Source organism: Nitratireductor sp. GCM10026969 (genome assembly GCF_042660605.1).
Lineage (GTDB): Bacteria > Pseudomonadota > Alphaproteobacteria > Rhizobiales > Rhizobiaceae > Chelativorans.
Genome location: NZ_JBHSUM010000076.1, coordinates 1 through 20,099, shown reverse-complemented (window position 1 = coordinate 20,099; position 20,099 = coordinate 1). Strand labels below are relative to the sequence as shown.

General features: G+C 63.7%; 15 protein-coding genes and 1 tRNA gene. 4 read left to right on the top strand and 12 right to left on the bottom strand.

Features of this window, described 5'->3' with window-relative positions; translation table 11 throughout:
• The 3 genes from ACFP9U_RS15455 to ilvA all read right to left on the bottom strand — a co-directional run.
• Positions 1 to 1,205: DEAD/DEAH box helicase (locus tag ACFP9U_RS15455; RefSeq protein ID WP_378622747.1), on the bottom strand; the 1,205-nt coding region annotated here is incomplete at its 3' end.
• A gap of 302 nt (positions 1,206 to 1,507) precedes the next feature.
• On the bottom strand, positions 1,508 to 2,038 hold the full coding sequence (locus ACFP9U_RS15450) for a DUF1697 domain-containing protein (RefSeq protein ID WP_378622746.1): 531 nt from the start codon (positions 2,036 to 2,038) through the stop codon (positions 1,508 to 1,510).
• Complete coding sequence (gene ilvA, locus ACFP9U_RS15445) at positions 2,035 to 3,291, bottom strand: threonine ammonia-lyase IlvA (RefSeq protein WP_378622744.1); 1,257 nt, start codon at positions 3,289 to 3,291, stop codon at positions 2,035 to 2,037. Before ilvA ends, ACFP9U_RS15450 begins: the two co-directional genes overlap by 4 nt.
• Positions 3,292 to 3,441: 150 nt before the next feature.
• Between ilvA and ACFP9U_RS15440 the strand changes: the two genes are divergently transcribed.
• Positions 3,442 to 4,899, top strand: coding sequence for a TrkH family potassium uptake protein (locus tag ACFP9U_RS15440; RefSeq protein ID WP_378622743.1), 1,458 nt, complete (start codon positions 3,442 to 3,444; stop codon positions 4,897 to 4,899).
• An 81-nt stretch (positions 4,900 to 4,980) separates the two neighbouring features.
• Positions 4,981 to 6,150, top strand: a complete 1,170-nt coding sequence (locus ACFP9U_RS15435; RefSeq protein WP_378622741.1) for an alpha/beta hydrolase — start codon at positions 4,981 to 4,983, stop codon at positions 6,148 to 6,150.
• Positions 6,151 to 6,207: 57 nt separating this feature from the next.
• On the opposite strand, the gene ade is transcribed toward ACFP9U_RS15435, so the two are convergent.
• A complete protein-coding gene (gene ade / locus ACFP9U_RS15430) occupies positions 6,208 to 8,025 on the bottom strand; it encodes an adenine deaminase (protein WP_378622739.1) in 1,818 nt (605 codons plus the stop codon).
• 183 nt (positions 8,026 to 8,208) lie between these two features.
• Entirely contained in the window at positions 8,209 to 8,601 is a 393-nt protein-coding gene (locus tag ACFP9U_RS15425; RefSeq protein ID WP_378622738.1) for a hypothetical protein, read from the bottom strand.
• Between the two features lie 855 nt (positions 8,602 to 9,456).
• Here ACFP9U_RS15425 and ACFP9U_RS15420 point away from each other — a divergent pair.
• Positions 9,457 to 9,544: transfer RNA gene (locus tag ACFP9U_RS15420), tRNA-Leu, on the top strand.
• A 75-nt stretch (positions 9,545 to 9,619) separates the two neighbouring features.
• Here the strand turns inward: ACFP9U_RS15420 and ACFP9U_RS15415 are convergent.
• The 7 genes from ACFP9U_RS15415 to ACFP9U_RS15385 all read right to left on the bottom strand — a co-directional run bounded on the left by ACFP9U_RS15415 (position 9,620) and on the right by ACFP9U_RS15385 (position 19,287).
• Positions 9,620 to 12,139: a GcvT family protein gene (locus tag ACFP9U_RS15415; protein ID WP_378622736.1), complete on the bottom strand. Its 2,520-nt coding sequence runs from the start codon at positions 12,137 to 12,139 to the stop codon at positions 9,620 to 9,622.
• Positions 12,140 to 12,258: 119 nt separating this feature from the next.
• Positions 12,259 to 13,446 carry a hypothetical protein gene (locus ACFP9U_RS15410; RefSeq protein WP_378622734.1) on the bottom strand — a complete coding sequence of 396 codons (1,188 nt, stop codon included), beginning with the start codon at positions 13,444 to 13,446 and terminating at the stop codon, positions 12,259 to 12,261.
• 24 nt (positions 13,447 to 13,470) lie between these two features.
• Entirely contained in the window at positions 13,471 to 14,940 is a 1,470-nt protein-coding gene (locus ACFP9U_RS15405; protein ID WP_378622733.1) for an aspartate aminotransferase family protein, read from the bottom strand.
• 10 nt (positions 14,941 to 14,950) lie between these two features.
• Positions 14,951 to 15,958 (bottom strand): NAD-dependent epimerase/dehydratase family protein, encoded by a 1,008-nt coding sequence (locus ACFP9U_RS15400; protein ID WP_378622731.1) that lies wholly within the window; start codon positions 15,956 to 15,958, stop codon positions 14,951 to 14,953.
• Positions 15,955 to 16,386 carry a transporter gene (locus ACFP9U_RS15395; RefSeq protein ID WP_378622730.1) on the bottom strand — a complete coding sequence of 144 codons (432 nt, stop codon included), beginning with the start codon at positions 16,384 to 16,386 and terminating at the stop codon, positions 15,955 to 15,957. Before ACFP9U_RS15395 ends, ACFP9U_RS15400 begins: the two co-directional genes overlap by 4 nt.
• Positions 16,387 to 16,507: 121 nt before the next feature.
• Positions 16,508 to 17,854, bottom strand: a complete 1,347-nt coding sequence (locus tag ACFP9U_RS15390) for an FAD-binding oxidoreductase (RefSeq protein WP_378622728.1) — start codon at positions 17,852 to 17,854, stop codon at positions 16,508 to 16,510.
• A complete protein-coding gene (locus ACFP9U_RS15385) occupies positions 17,854 to 19,287 on the bottom strand; it encodes a UbiA family prenyltransferase (RefSeq protein WP_378622727.1) in 1,434 nt (477 codons plus the stop codon). The genes ACFP9U_RS15390 and ACFP9U_RS15385 overlap by 1 nt, the downstream gene beginning before the upstream one ends.
• Positions 19,288 to 19,579: 292 nt before the next feature.
• Between ACFP9U_RS15385 and ACFP9U_RS15380 the strand changes: the two genes are divergently transcribed.
• Positions 19,580 to 20,099, top strand: a 520-nt coding sequence (locus ACFP9U_RS15380) for an FAD-dependent oxidoreductase (protein ID WP_378622725.1), incomplete at its 3' end; no start/stop codon positions are given.

The window sequence follows — 20,099 nt, the reverse complement described above, 5'->3', positions numbered from 1 at the left end:
CACTCCTGGCGTGCAGGCGCAGCACTGCGGTCGCGGAGCGCGGAATCCGGCTCGCCCGTGACGTCGCGCGCCACGGAAAGGCGCATGCGGATGATGCGCTCGACCTGCCTGAGCTTGGCTGCCTCGCCGGGATCGCACAGCGTGATCGCCTCGCCGTCGGCGCCGTTGCGGCCGGTACGACCGATGCGGTGGACGTAGCTTTCGGCTTCGTCCGGCAGGTCGAAATTCACGACGTGGCTGATGCCGGGCACGTCGATCCCGCGCGCGGCAATGTCGGTGGCCACGAGGATGCGGGCCTTGCCGTTGCGGAACTCGTCCAGCGCGCGCTGGCGTGCATTCTGCGATTTGTTGCCGTGGATCACAGCGGCCGGGAAGCCATCGCGCGTCAGATCACGCGTCACGCGGTCGGCGCCGTGCTTGGTGCGGGCGAAGACGATCACCTGGCGCATCACCTCGTCGGCCAGCATGTCGGCGAGCACCTTGCGCTTCTGTTTGGTGCGCGCCATGACCACGCTCTGGCGGATCTCGGCGGCCGTCGTGCCCTGGCGTGCGATCTCGATGCACAAAGGCTGGCGCAGCAGGCTGCCGGCCAGCGCCTCGATCTCCTTCGGCATCGTGGCCGAGAAAAGCGCGGTCTGGCGCGCCGGATGCGTCGCCTTGGCGATGCGCCGGACATCGTTGATGAAACCCATGTCGAGCATACGGTCGGCTTCGTCGAGCACGAGCCATGTGGTGTCGGAAAGCACCACCTCGCCCTCGCGCACAAGGTCGGTCAGCCGGCCGGGTGTGGCGATCAGCACGTCGACGCCGGGGGCCATGCGCTTAACCTGGCTGCGGCGCGATACGCCGCCGAGGACCAGCGCCGTCGAGACATGCGCGCCCTTGGCCAGCGCCCGCACCACCGTATCGATCTGGACCGCGAGCTCGCGCGTCGGCACGAGGATGAGCGCGCGTGCCGTACGCGGGCGCCGCTTGGCGCCGAGCCCGATGATCTTCGACAGGATCGGCAGCGAAAAGGCGGCCGTCTTGCCGGAGCCCGTCTGGGCCACGCCCAGGATGTCGCGGCCTTCGAGAAAGGCGGGAATCGCCTTTTCCTGGATGGGCGTGGGTGTGGACATGCCGGCGGCGGCGGCCGTATTCAAGAGTGTGCCCGAAATCCCGAGTTGTGCGAAATCGTTGCGATCCGCTTTGTTATCCGTGGTCAATATTGTCTTCTTTCTTCTGCGGCGCCGAACCGGCGCGCGCGATCAATCGCGGCAGGGCGCAACCTGCCCAATTACTGTTTCAATGAACGACAAGGCGGCGGAGAGACGCTCCACACGGCTGCGCTGTCGCGCCCGGAACAATTAATCCCGGGTCTTGTCCCGCCTGCCGAACCGTGGGAACGAAGGGAGGATCAGACGCAACCTGTCTCGAGAGAAAGCCGGACGAGCCGGCCCATGCGCCTATGATGGCTCATATGGCCTGCCGGACGGGAAATAGCAAACGAATATTTTCTTGCCGCGCGCTAAAGATTTTCCGCCATCCTGGCCAGGGCCAGAACGGTCCGCCAATTGCGCGCGGTTCCCGCCACCTTGAGCGTCGGCTCGATCTTCGGCGCAAACAGCGATCGGCCCATTCCGTCTGGCGTGTGCAGATAGAGCGCCCTGCCCTTGACGGCGAAGCGCTCGCTTCCCGACGCCTTCGCCTGGAGCGCCTCGACGTTCCGCGCTTCCGGTTGCCGCTCGAGAGCGAGGAGATGCAGCTTCGTCGGCTCGTCCACCGTCTCCACGAACGGGTTCTGGGCGATGACTTCAGCCCAATCGGCGGCGCTGCGCACCAGAACAGCCTTATCGAAGCCCATCTTCTCTTTCACGAGGGCGGCGACCGTCTCGGCCACCGCGCTTTCCGCCATCGGCGAGACAAGCACCGCGTTGCCGCTGTTGATGTAGGTCGCCACACCGGAAAATCCCGCCTCCGCGAGCACGGCCCGAAGCTGCTTCACCGGAAGCTGCGTCGCTCCTCCCACACCACGAAACAGCACGATGTAGGGGGTCATATGAGAAGACTTGCGATGGTTTCGTCGTCGGTGATGTCCTGATAGGCCCAGCCCGCCGCATCGAAGCGCCGGGCAAGCACCTTGAAGTTGCGCGGGTCCTTGGTTTCCAGCCCGATCAGCACCGAGCCGAAGTTGCGCGCGGATTTCTTCAGATATTCGAACCGCGTAATGTCGTCGTCCGGGCCGAGGAGGTCCAGGAAGTCGCGCAGCGCACCGGGGCGCTGCGGAAAGCGGAAGATGAAGTACTTCTTCAGCCCCTCGAAGCGCAACGCGCGCTCCTTGACGTCGGGCAGACGCTCGAAGTCGAAATTGCCGCCCGACACGATCACGACGATGGTGCGGCCCTTCAAGTCCTTCTTGGGAAAATCCTTCAACGCATCGAGCGCGAGCGCGCCGGCGGGCTCCAGCACCACGCCTTCCACATTGAGCATCTCGATCATGGTGGCACAGAGACGGTTTTCAGGAATCAACCGAACCTGTTGCGCGGAAAAGTTCTTCAATCGCTTAAACGGCTCGCGCCCGATTTCCGCCACCGCCGCGCCGTCGACGAAGTTGTCCACCTGGTCGAGCTTCACGCGCTTTCCCGCCGACAGGCTGCGCGCGAGGCTGGGCGCGCCGACGGGCTCGGCGAAGACGAACTCGGGCGCGTAACCGCTGTCGGAAAGGAAGGTCGTCACGCCCGCCGCGAGCCCGCCGCCACCGACCGGCAAAAGCACCCGCGCAGCCTCCATCCGCGCATCGAGCTGGTCGGCGAGTTCGCGCGCGACGGTAGCCTGTCCTTCGATGATGTCGGGATGGTCGAAGGGCGGCACCATGAGTGCGGCGCTGGCGGCGGCGAAGCCTTCGGCGGCATGATAGCATTCGTCGAAGAAATCGCCGACCAGCCGCACCTCGATGAAATCGCCGCCGAACAGCCGCGTCTTGTCGATCTTCTGCTGCGGCGTGGTCACCGGCATGAAGACCACGCCCTTGCGGCCGAAATGACGGCAGACGAAGGCGAAACCCTGGGCATGGTTCCCGGCCGAGGCGCAGACGAAGCCGTCCGGCCCGACACCGGCGGCGATCGCCTTGCGCATGAAATTGAAGGCACCGCGGATCTTATAGGAGCGGACCGGGGTCAGGTCTTCGCGCTTCAGGAGAACGCGCGCGCCGGTCTTCTTAGACAGGTAGTCGTTTTCCTGCAGGGGCGTTTCGGGAAAGAGCGCCCGCAACGCTTCACACGCCTGTCCGACCCGCTCGGCGAATGCGGTCATCCTTCCCCCTTCCGGCAACGCGGACTGTCCTGCCGTTCCTTTTCGGTGGCTTCGGCGATCATCGTGCTGCTATTGCATATCACGGGCGGCAAGGCCACTCTCCGCCGGACCCGCCAACGTGCCAAAGACTGAGACGAGGTTCGCTCGCCCGTGCAATATTCGGCTGCCCGCACCGCCATCCACATCGCCTCCGTCTTTGCCATCTATCTCTCGGTTGCCATGCTCGTCCCGGCGATGGTCGACCTTTATTACGGAAACGACGACTGGCGCGTCTTCGCATTCTCGGCTTTCTTCACCGGCGGTCTGTCGCTTGCCGTCGCCATGGCGACACAGGGACGCGCGCCGGTCATTTCCTCGCGATTCGGCTTTCTCGTCGTCAATCTGCTCTGGTTTACGGCCTGCGTGGTGGGAGCGATCCCTCTCTTTGCTTCTTCCGTCGATATCGACCTGGTCGATTCCTTCTTCGAATCCGTGTCGGCGGCAACGGCCACAGGGGCGACGGTCCTCGTGGGGTTGGACGGCATGCCGCCCGGCCTGCTTCTTTGGCGGTCCATCCTGCAATGGATCGGCGGCCTCGGGGTGATCGCCCTCGGCCTGTTCGTGCTGCCGTTCCTGAACGTCGGCGGCGTATCCTATTTCAAGATCGAATCCTCGGATATCGCGGACAAACCCTTCGACCGCTTCTCCACCTTCGCCACCGGCCTTGTCAGCATCTACGTGCTTTTGACCTTCGTGTGCGGCGTTGCCTACGCGGCGGCGGGCATGCCCACTTTCGATGCCGTGAACCACGCCATGACGACGCTCGCCACCGCCGGCTTCTCCACCCATGACGCCTCAATGGGGGCTTACGCCAACAATCCCGCCATCCTGTGGGTGGGCACGATCTTCATGTTCATCGGCGCCCTGCCCTTCTCGATCCTGATCCTCTTTTCCGTGCGCGGGCGGCTCGATGCGCTGCGCGATCCACAGATCCGCGTCTTCGCGGGCTACACGCTGGTTTTCGTGCTCGCCGTCGCCGTCTATCTGCGTATCACCGGCGACCGCTCCTTTTTCGACGCACTCACCCACGCCGCCTTCAACTTCGTCTCGATCATCACCACAACCGGCTACGCCACCGAGGACTACGGCGCCTGGGGCGCCTTCGCGCTGACCGCGGCCTTCGTCGCCATGTTCCTGGGCGGCTGCTCGGGCTCGACCACGGGCGGGATCAAAGCCTACCGCTTCCTCATCCTGTTCGAGCTGCTGGCCAACGGCCTGCGCCGGCTGGTCTATCCGAACACCGTTTTGAGCGTGCGCTACGGCGACCGGCCCGTGGAAGACGAGTTGCAGCGCGCTGTCGTCCTTTATATTTCCGCCTTCTTCGTCATCTGGGCCTTTGTTATCCTGCTCCTCGGGGCAACGGGCCTCGATCTCGTCTCTGCCGTCAGCACCGCGCTGTCGGCGCTGACCAATGTCGGCCCCGGCCTCGGGCCGATCGTCGGTCCGGTGGGCAATTTCGCCTCACTCACCGACGCGGCGAAGCTGATCATGGCGCTGGCGATGCTTCTCGGCCGCCTCGAGATCCTCGCCGTTCTGGTGATCTTCACTCCGATTTTCTGGGGGCGGTAGCCAATAATCTGCCGGGTGGTGAAACGCTGCTTTAGGTTGTATGGTCCCGCGCAAACTCATCTCCTTGCTGAGCATTCGAAAATGTTCGTGAACTCACCGTATCTGCGGCTGTCGATACTGTGCATTGCATTCCTCGTCGCTGGCTGCGCATCGACCGAGCAGCACCGACTCATTGCACAGACCATCGCGCCCGCCTCGCAAAGTGAAATCTCCGCGCTGCACCGGATCTTTCTCGCGACGTCGCGCGAGCCCGCATCGGAGCCGGGTGTCATCTTTTCCGGTCAGCGCGCACCGGAGATCGCCTTCGGCCTTGTCGATGTCAGCGTGCCGAAGGTCCACGAGTCGGGCAAACTCGAACGTTCACCGACCACCCACGTTGCCGATCCGGCCCGTTATCTCGCTGCCAGGCGCCTCGGGCTTTACCGCGATGCGGAAAGTTTCCGCACGGTCATCGGCCGAAACGCCCGGGAGCGTGACGGCAGGGCGCTGGTTTTCGTTCACGGCTTCAACACCAGCTTCGACGAAGCGGTGTACCGGATGACCCAGATCGTGCACGATTCCGGCTACGAGGGCGTGCCGGTCCTGTTCACCTGGCCGTCGTCGGCGCGGGTGCTCAACTATATCTACGACCAGAACAGCGCGACCGCCGCACGCGATGCGCTGGAGAAAACGCTGCAGCTGATTGCCGGCTCCGGGGTGAAACGTATCGATATCGTCGCCCATTCCATGGGCGCCTGGCTGACGATGGAGGTGCTGCGCCAGCTTGCGATTTCCGGCGACAGGGACCTTGGCGGCCGGCTGGCGGACGTGGTGCTCGCCTCTCCCGACATCGATCTGGACGTCTTCCAGAGCCAGATGCGCCGCTACGGAGTGCCGGACCGCAACTTCTTCGTCCTGACCTCGCGCGACGACCGGGCGCTCAACGTGTCACGCATCATCGCCGGAAACGCGCCGCGCCTGGGCAGCGGAATCCAGCCGGAAGAGGTCGCAGAACTCGGTGTGACCGTACTCGACGTCACGAGCCTTTCCTCCCCGGACGGCCTCAACCACACGAAGTTCGCGGAGAACCCAGTGCTTGTGCGCCTGTTGGGCGAGGGCCTGGTCGATTCCGACGATACGCCTGTGACGGAAGACAGGATTGCCCAGCGCCTGGAAGGTCTTACGCGCGGTATCGGCCAGACGATCGGATCGGCCGCCGACCTGATCATCACCACACCGTTCGAGGTCATCAACATCGCCGTCGGGCAGTAACAGCCAATCGTGATCTGAAGCGCGTATACCTCAGCTCGAGGTCACGCACCTCAGCCCTCAGGACGGCAACAGGAGGTCGACCCGGCGGAAGGCGGTCACATCAATGATCCCCATGTCCGAGATGCGCAGTTCGGGAATGACCACGAGTGCCAGCAGCGAGTGCTGCATGTAGGCGTTGTTGAGCGTGCAGCCCATCTCGCGCATGGCGGCGGCCAGTTTCGCGGCCTTCTCGGCGACCACCTCGGCACGCTGGTCCGACATCAGTCCGGCGATGGGCATCTCTATCAAGGCCAGTTCCCTGCCCTTCGAGATCATTACGACGCCGCCGCCGACCTGGCCGAGCCGGTTGGCGGCTTTGGCCATATCGTTCTTGTTGGTGCCGACCACGATCATGTGGTGCGAATCGTGCGCCACGGTGGAGGCCATGGCGCAGTCCTGGGTATAGCCGAAACCGGAGACGAAGCCGTTGGTGACCGCCCCCGTGCCGCGATGGCGCTCCACCAGGGCGATCTGGCAGATATCGTTGCGCCGGTCCATGGCCACCAGACCGTTCACGACGGGGAGTTCCCCGGTGAGCGCCCGCGTGGGGGCCTGGTTTTCCACCACGCCGATGACCCGCGCCTTGACGCTGCGCGCGCCTTTCGGCGCGGGAATGTCGAAATCCGCAGCGGTCAGGCGCTTGCCGAGGCGCACCGTCTTCTTGGCATTGGCGGGATAATTGTAGGCGGGAATGTCGGCTTCCAGCTTGCCGCCCCGGGCAAGCCGAACGCCCCGGGCATAGACCTCGTCGATGGAAAGAGCGGCAAGGTCGGAGACGATGAGGAAGTCCGCCAGCCTCCCCGGTGCGATGGAGCCGAGTTCGCGATCCAGCCTGAAATGCTGGGCCGTATTGATCGTCGCCATCTGGATCGCCGTCACGGGCGTGAGCCCCTGGGCGATGGCATGGCGCACGACGCGGTCCATGTGGCCCTCCTCGACCAGCGTGCCGGAATGGCTATCGTCCGTGCAAAGGATGAAGTTGCGCGGGTCGAGCCCCTGCTCCGTCACCGCCTTGATCTGGCTGGCCACGTCATACCAGGCGGAGCCGAGCCGCAGCATCGCCTTCATACCCTGGCGCACGCGGGCGACGGCGTCCTCCATCCGCGTGCCCTCGTGATCGTCCTCCGGCCCGCCGGCCACATAGCCGTGAAAAGCGCGCCCGAGATCGGGGGAGGCATAGTGGCCACCTACCGTCTTTCCCGTCCTCATCGTGGCGGCGATCTCTCCGCTCATCGCCGGGTTGTTGGCCGCTACGCCGGGAAAGTTCATCACCTCGCCGAGGCCGACGATATTGTCCCAGCCCATGGCCTCCGCCACCTCCTCGGCGCCGAGCTCCGCGCCGGCATGCTCGAGCCCGGGCGCGGACGGAACGCAGGAGGGCATCTGCACATAGACGTTGATCGCCTGCGCGGCCGCCTCGTCGTGCATCAGCCGCACGCCCTGCAGCCCCAGCACGTTGGCGATCTCGTGCGGATCGATGAACATCGACGTCGTGCCGTGCGGAATGACGGCGCGGCAGAACTCCGTCACCGTCACCATACCGCTTTCCACATGCATGTGCGCGTCGCACAGCCCCGGCACGAGGTAGCGGCCGCGCGCATCCACCACCTTCGTCCGCTCACCGATGGCGTGGCTGGCGTCCGGCCCGCAATAGGCGAAGCGGCCAGCGGCGATGGCGACGTCGGTGCCGGGGATCACCTCGCCCGAGTAAACGTTCACCCAGCGCCCGTTGCGCACCACGAGATCGGCCCCCTTGCGGCCCATGGCGACATCGACCAGGAGCGGCGCGACCGCGCTCCACGGCCTGGTTTTCTTACTCACGGTGGAACTCGCCATCGATGTGTCTCCTCGCCGGCAGTGTGGCAAACCCGCTCGAGCGATGCCAGTGAAATCCGCGGACAGTGCAGTAAGCGAGCCCGGGGCGATCGCGCGTCCCTCTGGCCTTATCGACAAGGGCGGCAACCGTCGGCGGGTGATCAGGGCAAATCAACGAGGACTGGCGTTCATCAGCCCCACGGACTACGGAGCCAGGCGAAACCGTTCGAATCCAGCTTCCAGCCCATTCACAGCAACGGCATCGCCACCCAGCATCCGGGCCTTCTTGGTCAATAGGCCCAGCAGCTCCCTGCTCGGCTCGCCATAGACCTCGATCGTCTTAAGCTTCACGAGATCCTTGAACTTGGCGAATTCCGGAGCCCCCACCTTCATGTGGTGCTCCAGTGATGCCGAGTCGGGATGGATTTGAACGACGGTCATCTGAGTGCCGCCTTCATCGAGGTATATGCCGTAGCTGACCACGCGCGGTACGTTGGAATCCAGGAAGGCGACAAGATGGGTGATGGCCGCTTTGAGCTCTTGGAGCTTCCCCTCTCGGATCTCGGACTTGTCGAGATAGAAGATCGAACCTGGCATTTCGCCCTCCCTTTACGGTCGCCTTCCAGGACGAAGCGTAACATGCGGTCAGTCGACGATATAGCCATGCTGGCGGTGCTGCCGCGCGCTCACCTCGCCAGGTGCATTCGCCGGAACAGGCGCCCATTCCACGCCACGTGGAGAACCAGACAAAGGTGATCAGACCCTTTGGGGGCGGGCCAAGAACACCGTTTTGCAAAGTGTAACGGAAAAACTGCAAAACGGTGATTGACGAAACTGGCTAAGCGATTGAATAGAAAGGTGTGCGGACGTGGCGGAACTGGTAGACGCAAGGGACTTAAAATTGGCACCTTTGGCACTCTCTTAAATGATGATGAGATTTCAATAAGATAGACGAAACTTTGTTTCGAAAATTGTTCTTTGTGCCTTAAAGTCCTTTGCGAAAAGGCTCTAAAAATGCCAGCGGTAACGCGGTAACTCAAAATGCAAGCGCCTAGTTTGAGGACTGCGTATGAAAAGCGACCTGGAAAGTCTCATTTCCGAGCTACATCGATTCAACCAATTCGATGGAAGGATGCAGGTTTCAACAATCCTTACGCTGCTAGAAATCGCTTTAGCCGAAGAAAACCATATCGATATATCTGTAAGCGATCTTGAAGTGAAAGTTGGATTATTGTCTGGTACATCATCTCGTAATGCATATTACTGGGCCACGGGCCACAAGGACATGAAAGGTGGACATGATTTCGTTAAGATCGATTTCGATTTAAATGACCGTCGCAAAAGGACGCTCCGGCTCACTCCAAAGGGAAAGTCTTTTCTGTTATCCCTATTTCGACGGTAGTGGAGCTTTGGCACTGTGCCATGGCTGTGCCACATAGTGTCATTGTGCCAGCGGACGTGGAGAAATTGGTAAACTCAGCAGACTTAAAATCTGCCGCCTTTCAATGGCTTACGGGTTCAAGTCCCGTCGTCCGCACCACCCCCTAAACAGACTTAAAATCCCTCGGGCTTGCCCGTGCGGGTTCGATCCCCGCCGTCCGCACCACTCCCCGGCTCACCCGTCGGCCCGGAGCGCCTCGTTATCGGGATCGAAGGGGCTTTCGGCGATGACCGTCGCCGGATGCATCCTGCCGAGGATCTTGATCTCCAGCCTGGTGCCTTCCGCCGCATGTTCCGGCCGCACCATCGCAAGCGCCAGGCTCTTGCCGACGCGCCAGCCATAGCCGCCATGGGTGGCGCGGCCGACGAGCTTGCCGTCCCTGTAGATCGCTTCCGAGCCGCGGGCATCGGCATCGGTGACGTCGTGCACCTCCAGTGTGACGTAGTTCCATCTGAGGCCGTCCTCGCGCTGGCGCAGCAGTGCCTCACGGCCGATGAAGTCTCCCTTGTCGGGATGGACGAAACGGTCGAGTCCGCTCTCCCAGGCGGTGTATTCGATCGACAATTCGCGCGGGATAAGCCGGTAGCTCTTCTCGATGGCCATCGCCGTCATCGCCCGGATGCCGAACGGCCTGATGCCGAACTGTGCGCCGGCCTCCATCAGCATGTCGAAGAGGACGTTTTGCATGGCGATGGGGTGATGCAGCTCCCAGCCGAGTTCCCCGACGAAATTGACACGCAGCGCATGCGCGGTGGCATGCCCGAGGGAGATCTTCCGGCCGGAAAGCCAGGGAAAATCAGCGTTGGACAGCGGGGTGTGCGTGAGCTTCTTCAGCACATCGCGGGATTTCGGCCCGGCGAGCACGAACACCCCGTACTGTTCGGTGAGCGGGCGCAGCACCACGGAGCCGTCCGCCGGAAGCAGCCTGGCCAGAACGTCATGGTCATGCGCTTCGAAGCCACCCGCCGAGACGAGATAGAAGCGGCCGGGCGCCCATTCGTAGACGGTGAATTCGGAACGCACCCCGCCGTTCTTCGTCAAAAGGTGGCACAGCGCCACCCTGCCCCGCTTCTTGGGGATGCGATTGGCGAAGATCGAGTCGAGCCACAAGCGCGCGCCCGGACCCGAGACCTCGATCTTGGCGAAGGCCGACATGTCGAGCAGGCCCACATTCTCGTGTACGTTCCTCACCTCGTTGCCGACATGCTCGAAATAGTTCGAACGTCGGAACGACCATTTCTCGACGATCCGCCCGTCTTCGAGCGGCGGCGCGTGGTTGTGCTTGGTGATCACGTCCGCGCCGACACCGAGGGCTTCCTCAGGCACCGCATATCCTTCCGGTGCGAACCAGTTGGGCCGCTCCCAGCCATAGACGGAGCCGAACACGGCGCCGCGCTCCTTCATGCGCCCGTAGCAGGGCGTGGTCTTCAGCGGCCGGGCGGCGGCGCGCTCCTCGTCCGGGTAGTGCATGGTGAAGACGTTGGCGTAGGCCTCTTCGTTCTTCTCGCGCAGGTATCCTTCCGTCGCATAGGGGCCGAAGCGGCGCGGGTCGACGCCCATCATGTCGATCGACGGTTCGCCCTCGACGATCCATTCGGCAAGCTGCCAGCCGGCCCCGCCGGCGGCCGTGACGCCGAAGGAATGTCCCTCGTTGAGCCAGAAATTCTTCAAACCCGGCGCCGGACCGATGATTGGCGAGCCGTCGGGGGTATAGGCAATGGCGCCATTATAGATCTGCTTGATGCCGACCTCACCGAAGGCCGGCACGCGCTCGATCGCCGTCTCCACGTGGGGCATAAGGCGGTCGAGGTCCTCCTGGAACAGCTCATACTCGCTATCGTCGGACGGCCCGTCCACGTAGCAGCACGGCGCGCCCGCCTCGTAGGGCCCGAGCAGCAGGCCCCCATTCTCCTCGCGCATGTACCAGGAGGAGTCGCTTTCGCGCAGCACGCCCATTTCCGGCAGGCCCTGCTTTTTGCGTTCCACGATCGCCGGATGCGGTTCGGTCACGATGTACTGATGCTCGACGGGAATGACGGGCACGTCGAGCCCCACCATCTCGCCCGTCTTGCGGGCGAAATTGCCGGTGGCCGACACGACGTGCTCGGCGAGGATGTCGCCCTTGTCGGTCTTGACCAGCCACTTGCCGTCGCCCTGCTGCTCCAGGGCCATGACCGCGGTGTTGCGATAGATCGTAGCGCCCTTGTCGCGCGCGCCCTTGGCAAGCGCCTGGGTGAGGTCGGCCGGCTGGATATAGCCGTCGTCGGGATGCTGAATGGCGCCCAGCAGGCCCTCCGTCTCGCAGAGCGGCCAGACCTCCCTGACCTCTTCCGGCGTCAGGAGCCTGTAAGGCACGCCGATCGTCTCGGCGATGCCGGCGTAGTACATGTATTCGTCCCAGCGGTCCTTGGTGCGGGCGAGCCGGATGTTGGAGCACCGGGTGAAACCGACATTCATGCCGGTCTCCTCCTGAAGCTCCTGGTAGAACCTCACCGAGTACTTGTGGATCTGGCCGACCGAGTAGCTCATGTTGAAGAGTGGCAGGAGACCGGCGGCATGCCAGGTGGAGCCGGAGGTCAGTTCCTTCCGTTCAAGCAGAACGACATCCGACCAGCCCTTCTTCGCCAGATGGTAGAGCGTGGAGACACCGACCACTCCTCCTCCGATGACGACCGCGCGCGCCTCGCTCTTCATGCTTTAATCTCCCTCGCTCCTGCCGGTTTCGGCCGCTTTTCGCGAGGAAGATTATGCGTTGGCCGGGCGCTCCCCCCGGCCTGTTTGCGACATGGCCGAATTGCGTCGCGACTTCCGCTTCAGCGCGCGCCCGTACCGTCGAAGCGCGGCTTCCACGACGCCACCAGAACGAGTGCCATTCCGGCGATGAAGACGAAGTAGAAGCGGTCGTCGGGCAGCGGGAAGCTGGCGAACTTTCCCAGCGTGCCAATGGCCAGCGCGAAGGCGAGCGCGTTGGCGCGCGGCTCTCCCAGGCGGCCGTGTCGCGCCAGCAGCGCCCAACCACCCGTCAGCACCGCCAGTATCGCCGGCCAGTCGTTGAATTGCAGCGCCACCACCACTCCACGCATGTATCCCCTGATCATCGCCAGAAGCGAGAAATCGGGATCGAACCCGGCCATGGAATTCTGGATCTCCACACAGGAGAAGTAGAAGTGCGCCCACCAGCCGGGATGCCCGCCGACCTTGGAGATGACAAGGCAGGCGGCCAGGGCGGCCAGGAAGGTGAAGAGTATCGGCAGCTTCCGCCAGTTGAAAAGGACCGCCGCGATCAGCACCGCGAAGATGAGGATGATGTTGTCAGGCCGCACGAATACGGAGGCGAAGAGCAGGCTGTAGCCCAGCCACATGCGCCCCCGCCACAGGGCGTAGACCGCCGACAGGGAGACCAGCGCGAGCAGCATGTCAGGCACGGCGGCCGACGTCATCCGAAAGTAATCCGCGAGGAAAAGAAGCGGCAGGAGGAAGAACGCACCCTGCAGCGCCTCCGCCCGCCACAGCCACCACAGGCAGAGCAGACCGACACAAAGCGACGGGACGACGCTGAGCAGAATGGCGCCTGTGGCCAGTCCCGTCAATGGTTCAAGCAGCCTGAGCAGCGCCACATAGGCAACCTTTACCCGGTACATGGAAAGCTGCGACTGAAAATCCGCCGGGTTTTCCCACTGGTTCAGATTGTACGGGTTGGAATATTTCAGATGATATTCCCGCGTCTCGTCGGCCCCCGCTTCGATCCGCGCCCAGGTCTCGGCATGCAACGCTTCAGCATCGTCGATGCGGTTTTCAAGTGCGGTGGCGATATAGGCCACCATGTCCCAATTGTAATCCGGCCTGACCAAGCCATAGGCAGCCGTGGCCAGCACTCCCAGGAGGAGAAAGAGCGCGCCCGCCCGGTCGAGCAAGCCGCGCTGCGTCAAGCGGCGCACGAAGCCGTCGCCCGGCGGGCTGGTAAGCACCCGGCCGATCAAGCTCTGCTGCAAGCTACTCACTGCCCTTCCCCGCCCCGGTCCATCTCAGCCCATCTGGCTCCTGGCGAAATCCTTCACGATCGACACCACGCCGCGCGAAAGCAGCGCGTCGAGCGCGTCGACAAAGGTGTCCACATGCTCGCGCCCGACGATCAGCGGCGGCTCGAGGCGAATGACGTTGCGGTTGTATTCGGTGAAGGCCACCAGCACGTCATGGTCGCGCAGAAGGGCCGCGCCGACGAAGCCCGAGAGGGAGCCCTTCAGCTTGTCGTCCAGCATCGCCACCATCGGGCGCATAACGGCCGGCAGCGTCTGGGAGAAGTCCTGAAACTCCAGCCCCACCATGCAGCCGCGCCCGCGCACATCCTTGATGATGCGCGGATATTTTTCCTTCAGCGCATTCAGCCGCTCGATGAGATAGGCGCCCGTCGCCTCGGCATTCTCGATCAGCGCCTCGTCATAGAGCACGTTGAGCCCCTCGATAGCCGTGACACACGCCTCGCCGATGCCGCCGAAGGTGGCCATGGCATGGATCATGGCCGTCTTTGGCGAGCCATAGGCCTTCATGTAGACGTCGCGCTTGGCGATCATGGCGCCGACGGCCGCCTTGCCCGCGCCCAGCGACTTTGCGAGTGCGGTGATGTCCGGCACCACGCCGTAGTGCTCGAATGCGTAGAAGCGTCCCGTGCGGCCGAAGCCGCACTGCACCTCGTCGGCCACCCACAGCACGCCGTACTCATCGCAAAGCCGGCGCAGCTTCTGCCAGAATTCAGGCTCGGCCTCGATGATGCCGCCACCGCCCTGGATGGTTTCGAGCACGATCGCGCCGATCTCGGGGTCGCTGCGGAAGGCGTTCTCCACCGCCTCGATATCGCCGAAGGGCACCCGCACCACATTGTCCGTCAGCCGGAACTCGCCGCGGTAAAGCTGGCCGTCGGTGAGGGCCAGCACGCCCTTGGTCTTCCCGTGGAAGGAGTTTTCCGCATAGACGATCTTCGGCCGCTTCGGCCCCGCCGCGCGCTCGGCGAGCTTTACGGCTGCCTCCATCGCCTCCGAGCCGGAAGAGCCCAGGAACACCATGTCGAGGTCGCCGGGCGAGCAGGCGGCCAGATTGTGCGCAAGCGCCGTCGCATATTGCGACATGAAGGCGATGGCGATCTCGTGCCGTTTCTCTGCCTGAAACGTCTGCCGCGCCTCAAGGATGCGCGGATGGTTGTGGCCAAAGGCGAGCGAGCCGAAACCGCCGAAGAAATCGAGGATCTTCCGGCCGTTCTGGTCGATGTAGTACATGCCCTCGGCGCGCTCGACCTTCACCTTGTGGAAGCCGAGCAGCTTCATGAAATGAAGCTGGCCAGGGTTGAGATGCGCCTTGAAGAGCTCGGCCATCTGCCCGACGTCAAGCGCCTTCGCATCCTCGACGCTCATGAGGGCCGGCCTGGGGTTTCCCTCTCGCGCCAGCTCAGGTGCTTGTACAGCGGTTCCGGCGCCTTGATCGGCTTTCGTCATCACGGTCATGGAAGAACTCCTATTCGGCCGGAACTTCGCGTGCTTCGGCAGGCTGGCCGGCCTTCTTGGCGCTGTATTCGTCGTAAGCGGCGATCAGCATGTCCCCGTCGCGGTACTGCGGCACCCAGCCGAGCTCCCGTTCGCCCTTTGAGACGTCCAGAACGCACATCTCGTCGGCGATCAGATACTGCTCCGGGTCCATCAGCGGCATGTTGAAAAGATCGAGGAGGTCGAGCGTCCGCTTGACCGCCCAGCCGGGCGTCGGCAGCAGGAAGGATTTCGACCCCGCATGCCTGATCAGGTCGCCGAGCAGCTTCCTGACCGGCGGCGGGTTGAGGGAGCCCAGATTGTAGGCCTCGTTGGGCACGCCCGCCTTCCAGGCCAGCCTTGCCGCCTCCGCACAGTCGAAGACGGAAATGAACTGGTAGGGATTCCTGCCGGCGCCGATCATCGGCACAGGCAGGTTGTAGTCGATCAGCTTGAAGAGCTTTTCGAGGATCCCCAGCCTGCCAGGCCCGATGATGAGCCGAGGGCGGAAGAGCGCGATGTTCATGCCGCGCTTGCGCCATTCGGCGGCGAGCACCTCCGTGTCGAGCTTCGACTGCCCATACTCGCCGAGCGGTGCCACCGGATGGTCCTCGGTCATGGGATAAGTGACCGTGTGCCCGTAAATCATGTCGGTGGTGAAGTGGACGAGGTTCTTCGCCCCTCGCTTGTCCATCGCCTCGATGATGTTGACCGTGCCGTGATAGTTCACGGGATAGAAGAAGTCGTGGCGCTTGGCCCGCACCTGAATGGGCGAGAGCATCTTGGCCGACAGGTTGTAGACCATGTCGTCGGCCTCCATCCCGACCGCCGGGATGGTGGTCGGATCGGTCACGTCACAGTGGACGAAGCGCGCCTGGCGGTAGTGCGGAAAATCGCTCTTGACGATATCGGCCACGACGACCTCCTGGCCGTCGGCGATGAGCTTGGGTGCGAGGTGGCGGCCGACGAAGCCGTCTCCGCCGAAGATGACGTGTTTCATTGGATGGTCGACCTTTCCGATTGCAGCGCCCTGGAGGCGACGGCGGCCTCGTCCGTCTTGCGGCCGCTGTGGGCGATGAGCACCGTTCCAACGCAGATCAGCGCGATGCCGGCGATGCGGTAGGCGTTGAGATCCTCGCGCCAGAGCAGATAGGCGAAGACCGCCACGGCCACGTAGGCGAGGCTCAGGAAGGGATAGGCGAAGGAAAGCTCCACCTTGGAGAGCACGAAGAGGTGCGAGGCCATCGAGACGACGAACACGCAAAGCCCCGCGAAAATCCACGGGCTGAAGACGATCTGCAGGATTTTGAGGACGGGATTGACGCCGGCAAAGCTCAAGGGCCCCAGGGTCATCATGCCGTATTTCAGCATGAGCTGCGCCGCCGCGTTGGTCAGCACCGTGAACAGGATGAAGGGAATGTATTTCATGCTTGGCCGCCCCGTTTGTCCCCTGCCCCTGCATAGGAAACAGATGAAAAAATCGCGTGAAACCGTTCGCTCGAATTGCGCGCAAGCCGGTCATCTTTCTGAAAGGGATCCATCATGCCCCCTACTCCGCCGCCTGACCGAGCCGGACGGGTTGCCCGGCCCGCATCGCCGTGCGCTGCCAGAAGTCCGACATGAAGGCAGGGTCGCGCGTGCGCTCGAGCGCCTGCCAGTCCGGAAAGGAAGCGGCGAAGACCTCCGCGCCCATGCGCGCATCCTTGTAGGGGTTGACCGCGCCTCCGGCCGCAACGGTAATTTCGTCCAGCTTTTCAAGAAGCTGCAAAGTCCTCTTTCCGCGGTTCGGAAAGTCCAGGGTCAGTGTGTAACCGGGCCGTGGGAACGACAGGAGACCCGGAGAAGGAACGTCGCCGAAGCGCTTCAGCACCGTCAGGAAGGAGGCCTGACCCGCCGCGCGCGCTGCGGAAAGCATGGCCGGTATGGCCTTGCGGGCCGCTTCCTCCGGCACCACGCTCTGGTGCTGGAAGAGCCCGCCCGGCCCGTAAAGCCGGTTCCAGTGGCGAACACCGTCGAGGGGGAAGAAATAGCCGGCGAAACCGCTGTGCTCGAGGACTGACTTGCGCTGTTTTGCCCAACGGTAGGCCTTGTTGAAAAGACGGATCGACGCGTTGTTCAACACATTGAAGGGTGGCTGAAAGGGCACCGAAAGCCAAGCCTTCGGCGCGGGACGGAAGGTGCCTTCTCGCGCGTGGTTCGCCGTCAGGAGCAAGCCCCTGCCTGCCGCAGCACCGGTGGCGAGCTGGTCGATCCAGGCGACTGCATATTCGTTTCGCGAGTCGGCCTCTTCTGCCAGCGCGAAATATTCATCGAGCGACGAGAAGGCCGTCACCTCCTCCTCGACATCGGCCGAGCCGACCTTCATCAGGCGGATGGTGGCGTCCAGGATCAGGCCAGTCAGCCCCATGCCACCGACGGTGGCGCGAAAGAGCTCAGGCTCTTGATCGGCCCGGCATTCGTGCAGCGTGCCGTCGGAGCGCAGCAGCGTCAGCGCCTCGACATGGCGGCCGAAGGTCCCGCGGCGGTGATGGTTCTTGCCGTGCACGTCATTGGCGATGGCGCCGCCCAGCGTGACGAAGCGCGTCCCCGGGACCACCGCCGGGAACCAGCCTCGCGGGGCGGCCAGGTCGATGATGTCGGCGAGCATCGCTCCCGCTTCTGCCTTGAGGAGGCCCGTCTGCGGGTCGAAGGACAGGATGCGGCTCTTCGCCCGCATATCGACGAGCGTGCCCGAGTGGTTCAAGCAACTGTCGCCGTAGGAGCGCCCGTTGCCATAGGCGAGAAGCGGCAGCTCCTGCCGTCGCCCCGCCTTCAGCCGGGCGATCGCTTCATCGGCGCCGATCGCGCGACGCGCCGGCGCTCCCGTCCGCCCGAAGCTGCGGTAAAGCGCGCCCATCACAGCCCCGCCGTAAAGAGGAGGACGGCGCCGATACCGGAGACGAGCTGGCTGCGCCAGTCACGGATGATGAAGACGATCGGGTCGTCGTGCATCTCGTCGCGGCGCGCGAGAATCCAGATGCGCATGGTGAGGTAGAGCACGATCGGGCTCAAGGGCCAGACGAGCCACGGATGCGCGTAGAGGTCCGCGATGGAATCGCTCTGGATATAGAGCGCCAGCACCAGGGCCGAAGAGAAGGCCGAGGCGAGGCCGGCTTGTGCGATGATCTCCTGATCCTCCGTGCGATAGCCGCGCCCGGCAATGCGCTCGCCCGTCGGCAACGTGGTCGAACGCAGCTCGACATAACGCTTGACCAGGGCCAGGGAGAGGAAAAAGAAGGTCGAAAAGGCCAACAGCCAGAACGAGACGGCAATGCCCGTGGCCGCGCACCCGGCAAGGATGCGCACCGTATAAAGGCCCGCGAGCATCAGCACGTCGAGCAGCAGCATGCGCTTGACCGCGATCGAATAGCTCGTCGTCGCGACGAGATAGAGGGCGAGGACGGCGCTGAAGACGGCGGGCAGAAACAGTGCCGTCACGGCGGCCACGGCGAGCAGCAGCCCCATGGCGCAGAGGCCGAACGGGATCGACAGAACGCCGCTGGCAAAGGGCCTGTCACGCTTGGTCGGGTGCCGGCGATCGTTTGCCAAGTCGAAAAAGTCGTTGAGGATGTAGATCGCCGAGGCCGCCGCGCTGAAGGCGATGAAGGCAAGCAGGCTGTCGACCAGAAGTGCGGCATTGAGATATTGATGCGCCAGCACCACCGGCACGAAGATCAGCGCATTCTTCACCCACTGGTGAACGCGCAGCATCCGGACCAGAACCTTCAAGCTCACCTTCGGCGCGGCGATGAGTTCGCCGCCATGCTTCCCGTACCAACCGGCTGCATGCCGGTCCGGCGCGACGACGATCGCGCGGCGCGCCGAATCGAAGACGGCAATGTCCGCGCGGCCGTTGCCGGCATAATCGAAACCGCCGTCGCCGAAGAGCTCCGTGAGCGCCTTCCGCTTGATCCCGGAGGCCATATTGCAGCCGGGATCGGTGCAGATCACCAGATCGAAGAACCCGAGATGCGCGGCGATCTTCTCCGCCAGCCGGCGCGGCGCGGCGGTCGCGAGCACGATCTGTCTGCCAGCGGCACGCTCCTCCCGCAACCGCTCCACGAGCGCTGCGCGATAGGGCAGCGCAGCCGGATCGAGTTCGACGCGCTCGGCAATCGCGCATTTCAGCCGCGCCCGGCCCTGCCACAGCCACCAGGGGATGAGGAACAGCCAGAGCGGGTTCCTGCGAATGAGCAGAAACAGGCTTTCCCACAGGAGATCGGTCGCGATCAGCGTTCCGTCGAGATCAACGGCCAGCGGTACCGCCACGCGTTCGGACCGCACATCCATTTTGTAGCCCCCCGAGAAACCGTTGCGCGCGAGGGTAGGCCCTCGCCACCTCCGCTCCCTAGCGCCAAACCGCTTCGGAACTCTGAATCGGAAGGTCCAAGCTCCCTCCGGCGGCCGCTTTTTTCGGTGAGCGTTAATCGAGAGTAAGGAGATTCACTCAAATCCCGGAATTCGGCGCCCCGCACCAACCCTTGGCCATGCGGGCCGCTCCGGCGTCGGCAAGGCGCATCGATTGCCTCGCGCCCGGCACCTGCCCTATAGGTTACCTGTTCGTGGGACTTCGGCGGCATGCATGGCGGAATATTCGGCCCTTGCGCTTCTTAGGAATGCGCTCAACGGCAACCGGGACTGGAAACCGGCCTGGCGCAAGGCCGTGCCGAAACCGGCTTACGACGTTGTCGTCATCGGCGGCGGCGGGCACGGGCTGGCAACCGCCTACTACCTCGCCAAGGAGCACGGCATCACCAATGTCGCGGTGCTGGAGAAGGGCTGGCTCGGCTCGGGCAATGTCGGCCGCAACACCACCATCGTGCGGTCGAACTACCTCCTGCCCGAATCCATCCGCTTCTATGATTTCTCGCTTCGGCTGTGGGAGAACCTGTCACACGAGCTGAATTACAACGTCATGTTCTCGCAGCGGGGAATCCTCAACCTCGCCCATTCGCCGGCCCAGGCGGACGATTATATCCGCCGCGGCAACGCCATGCGCCATGAAGGCGGCGACGCGGTGTGGCTGACGCGCGAAGAGATCGCGCGCAAGGTGCCGGGCGTCGACCTCTCCGCCTCCGCACGCTTCCCCGTCGTCGGCGGGC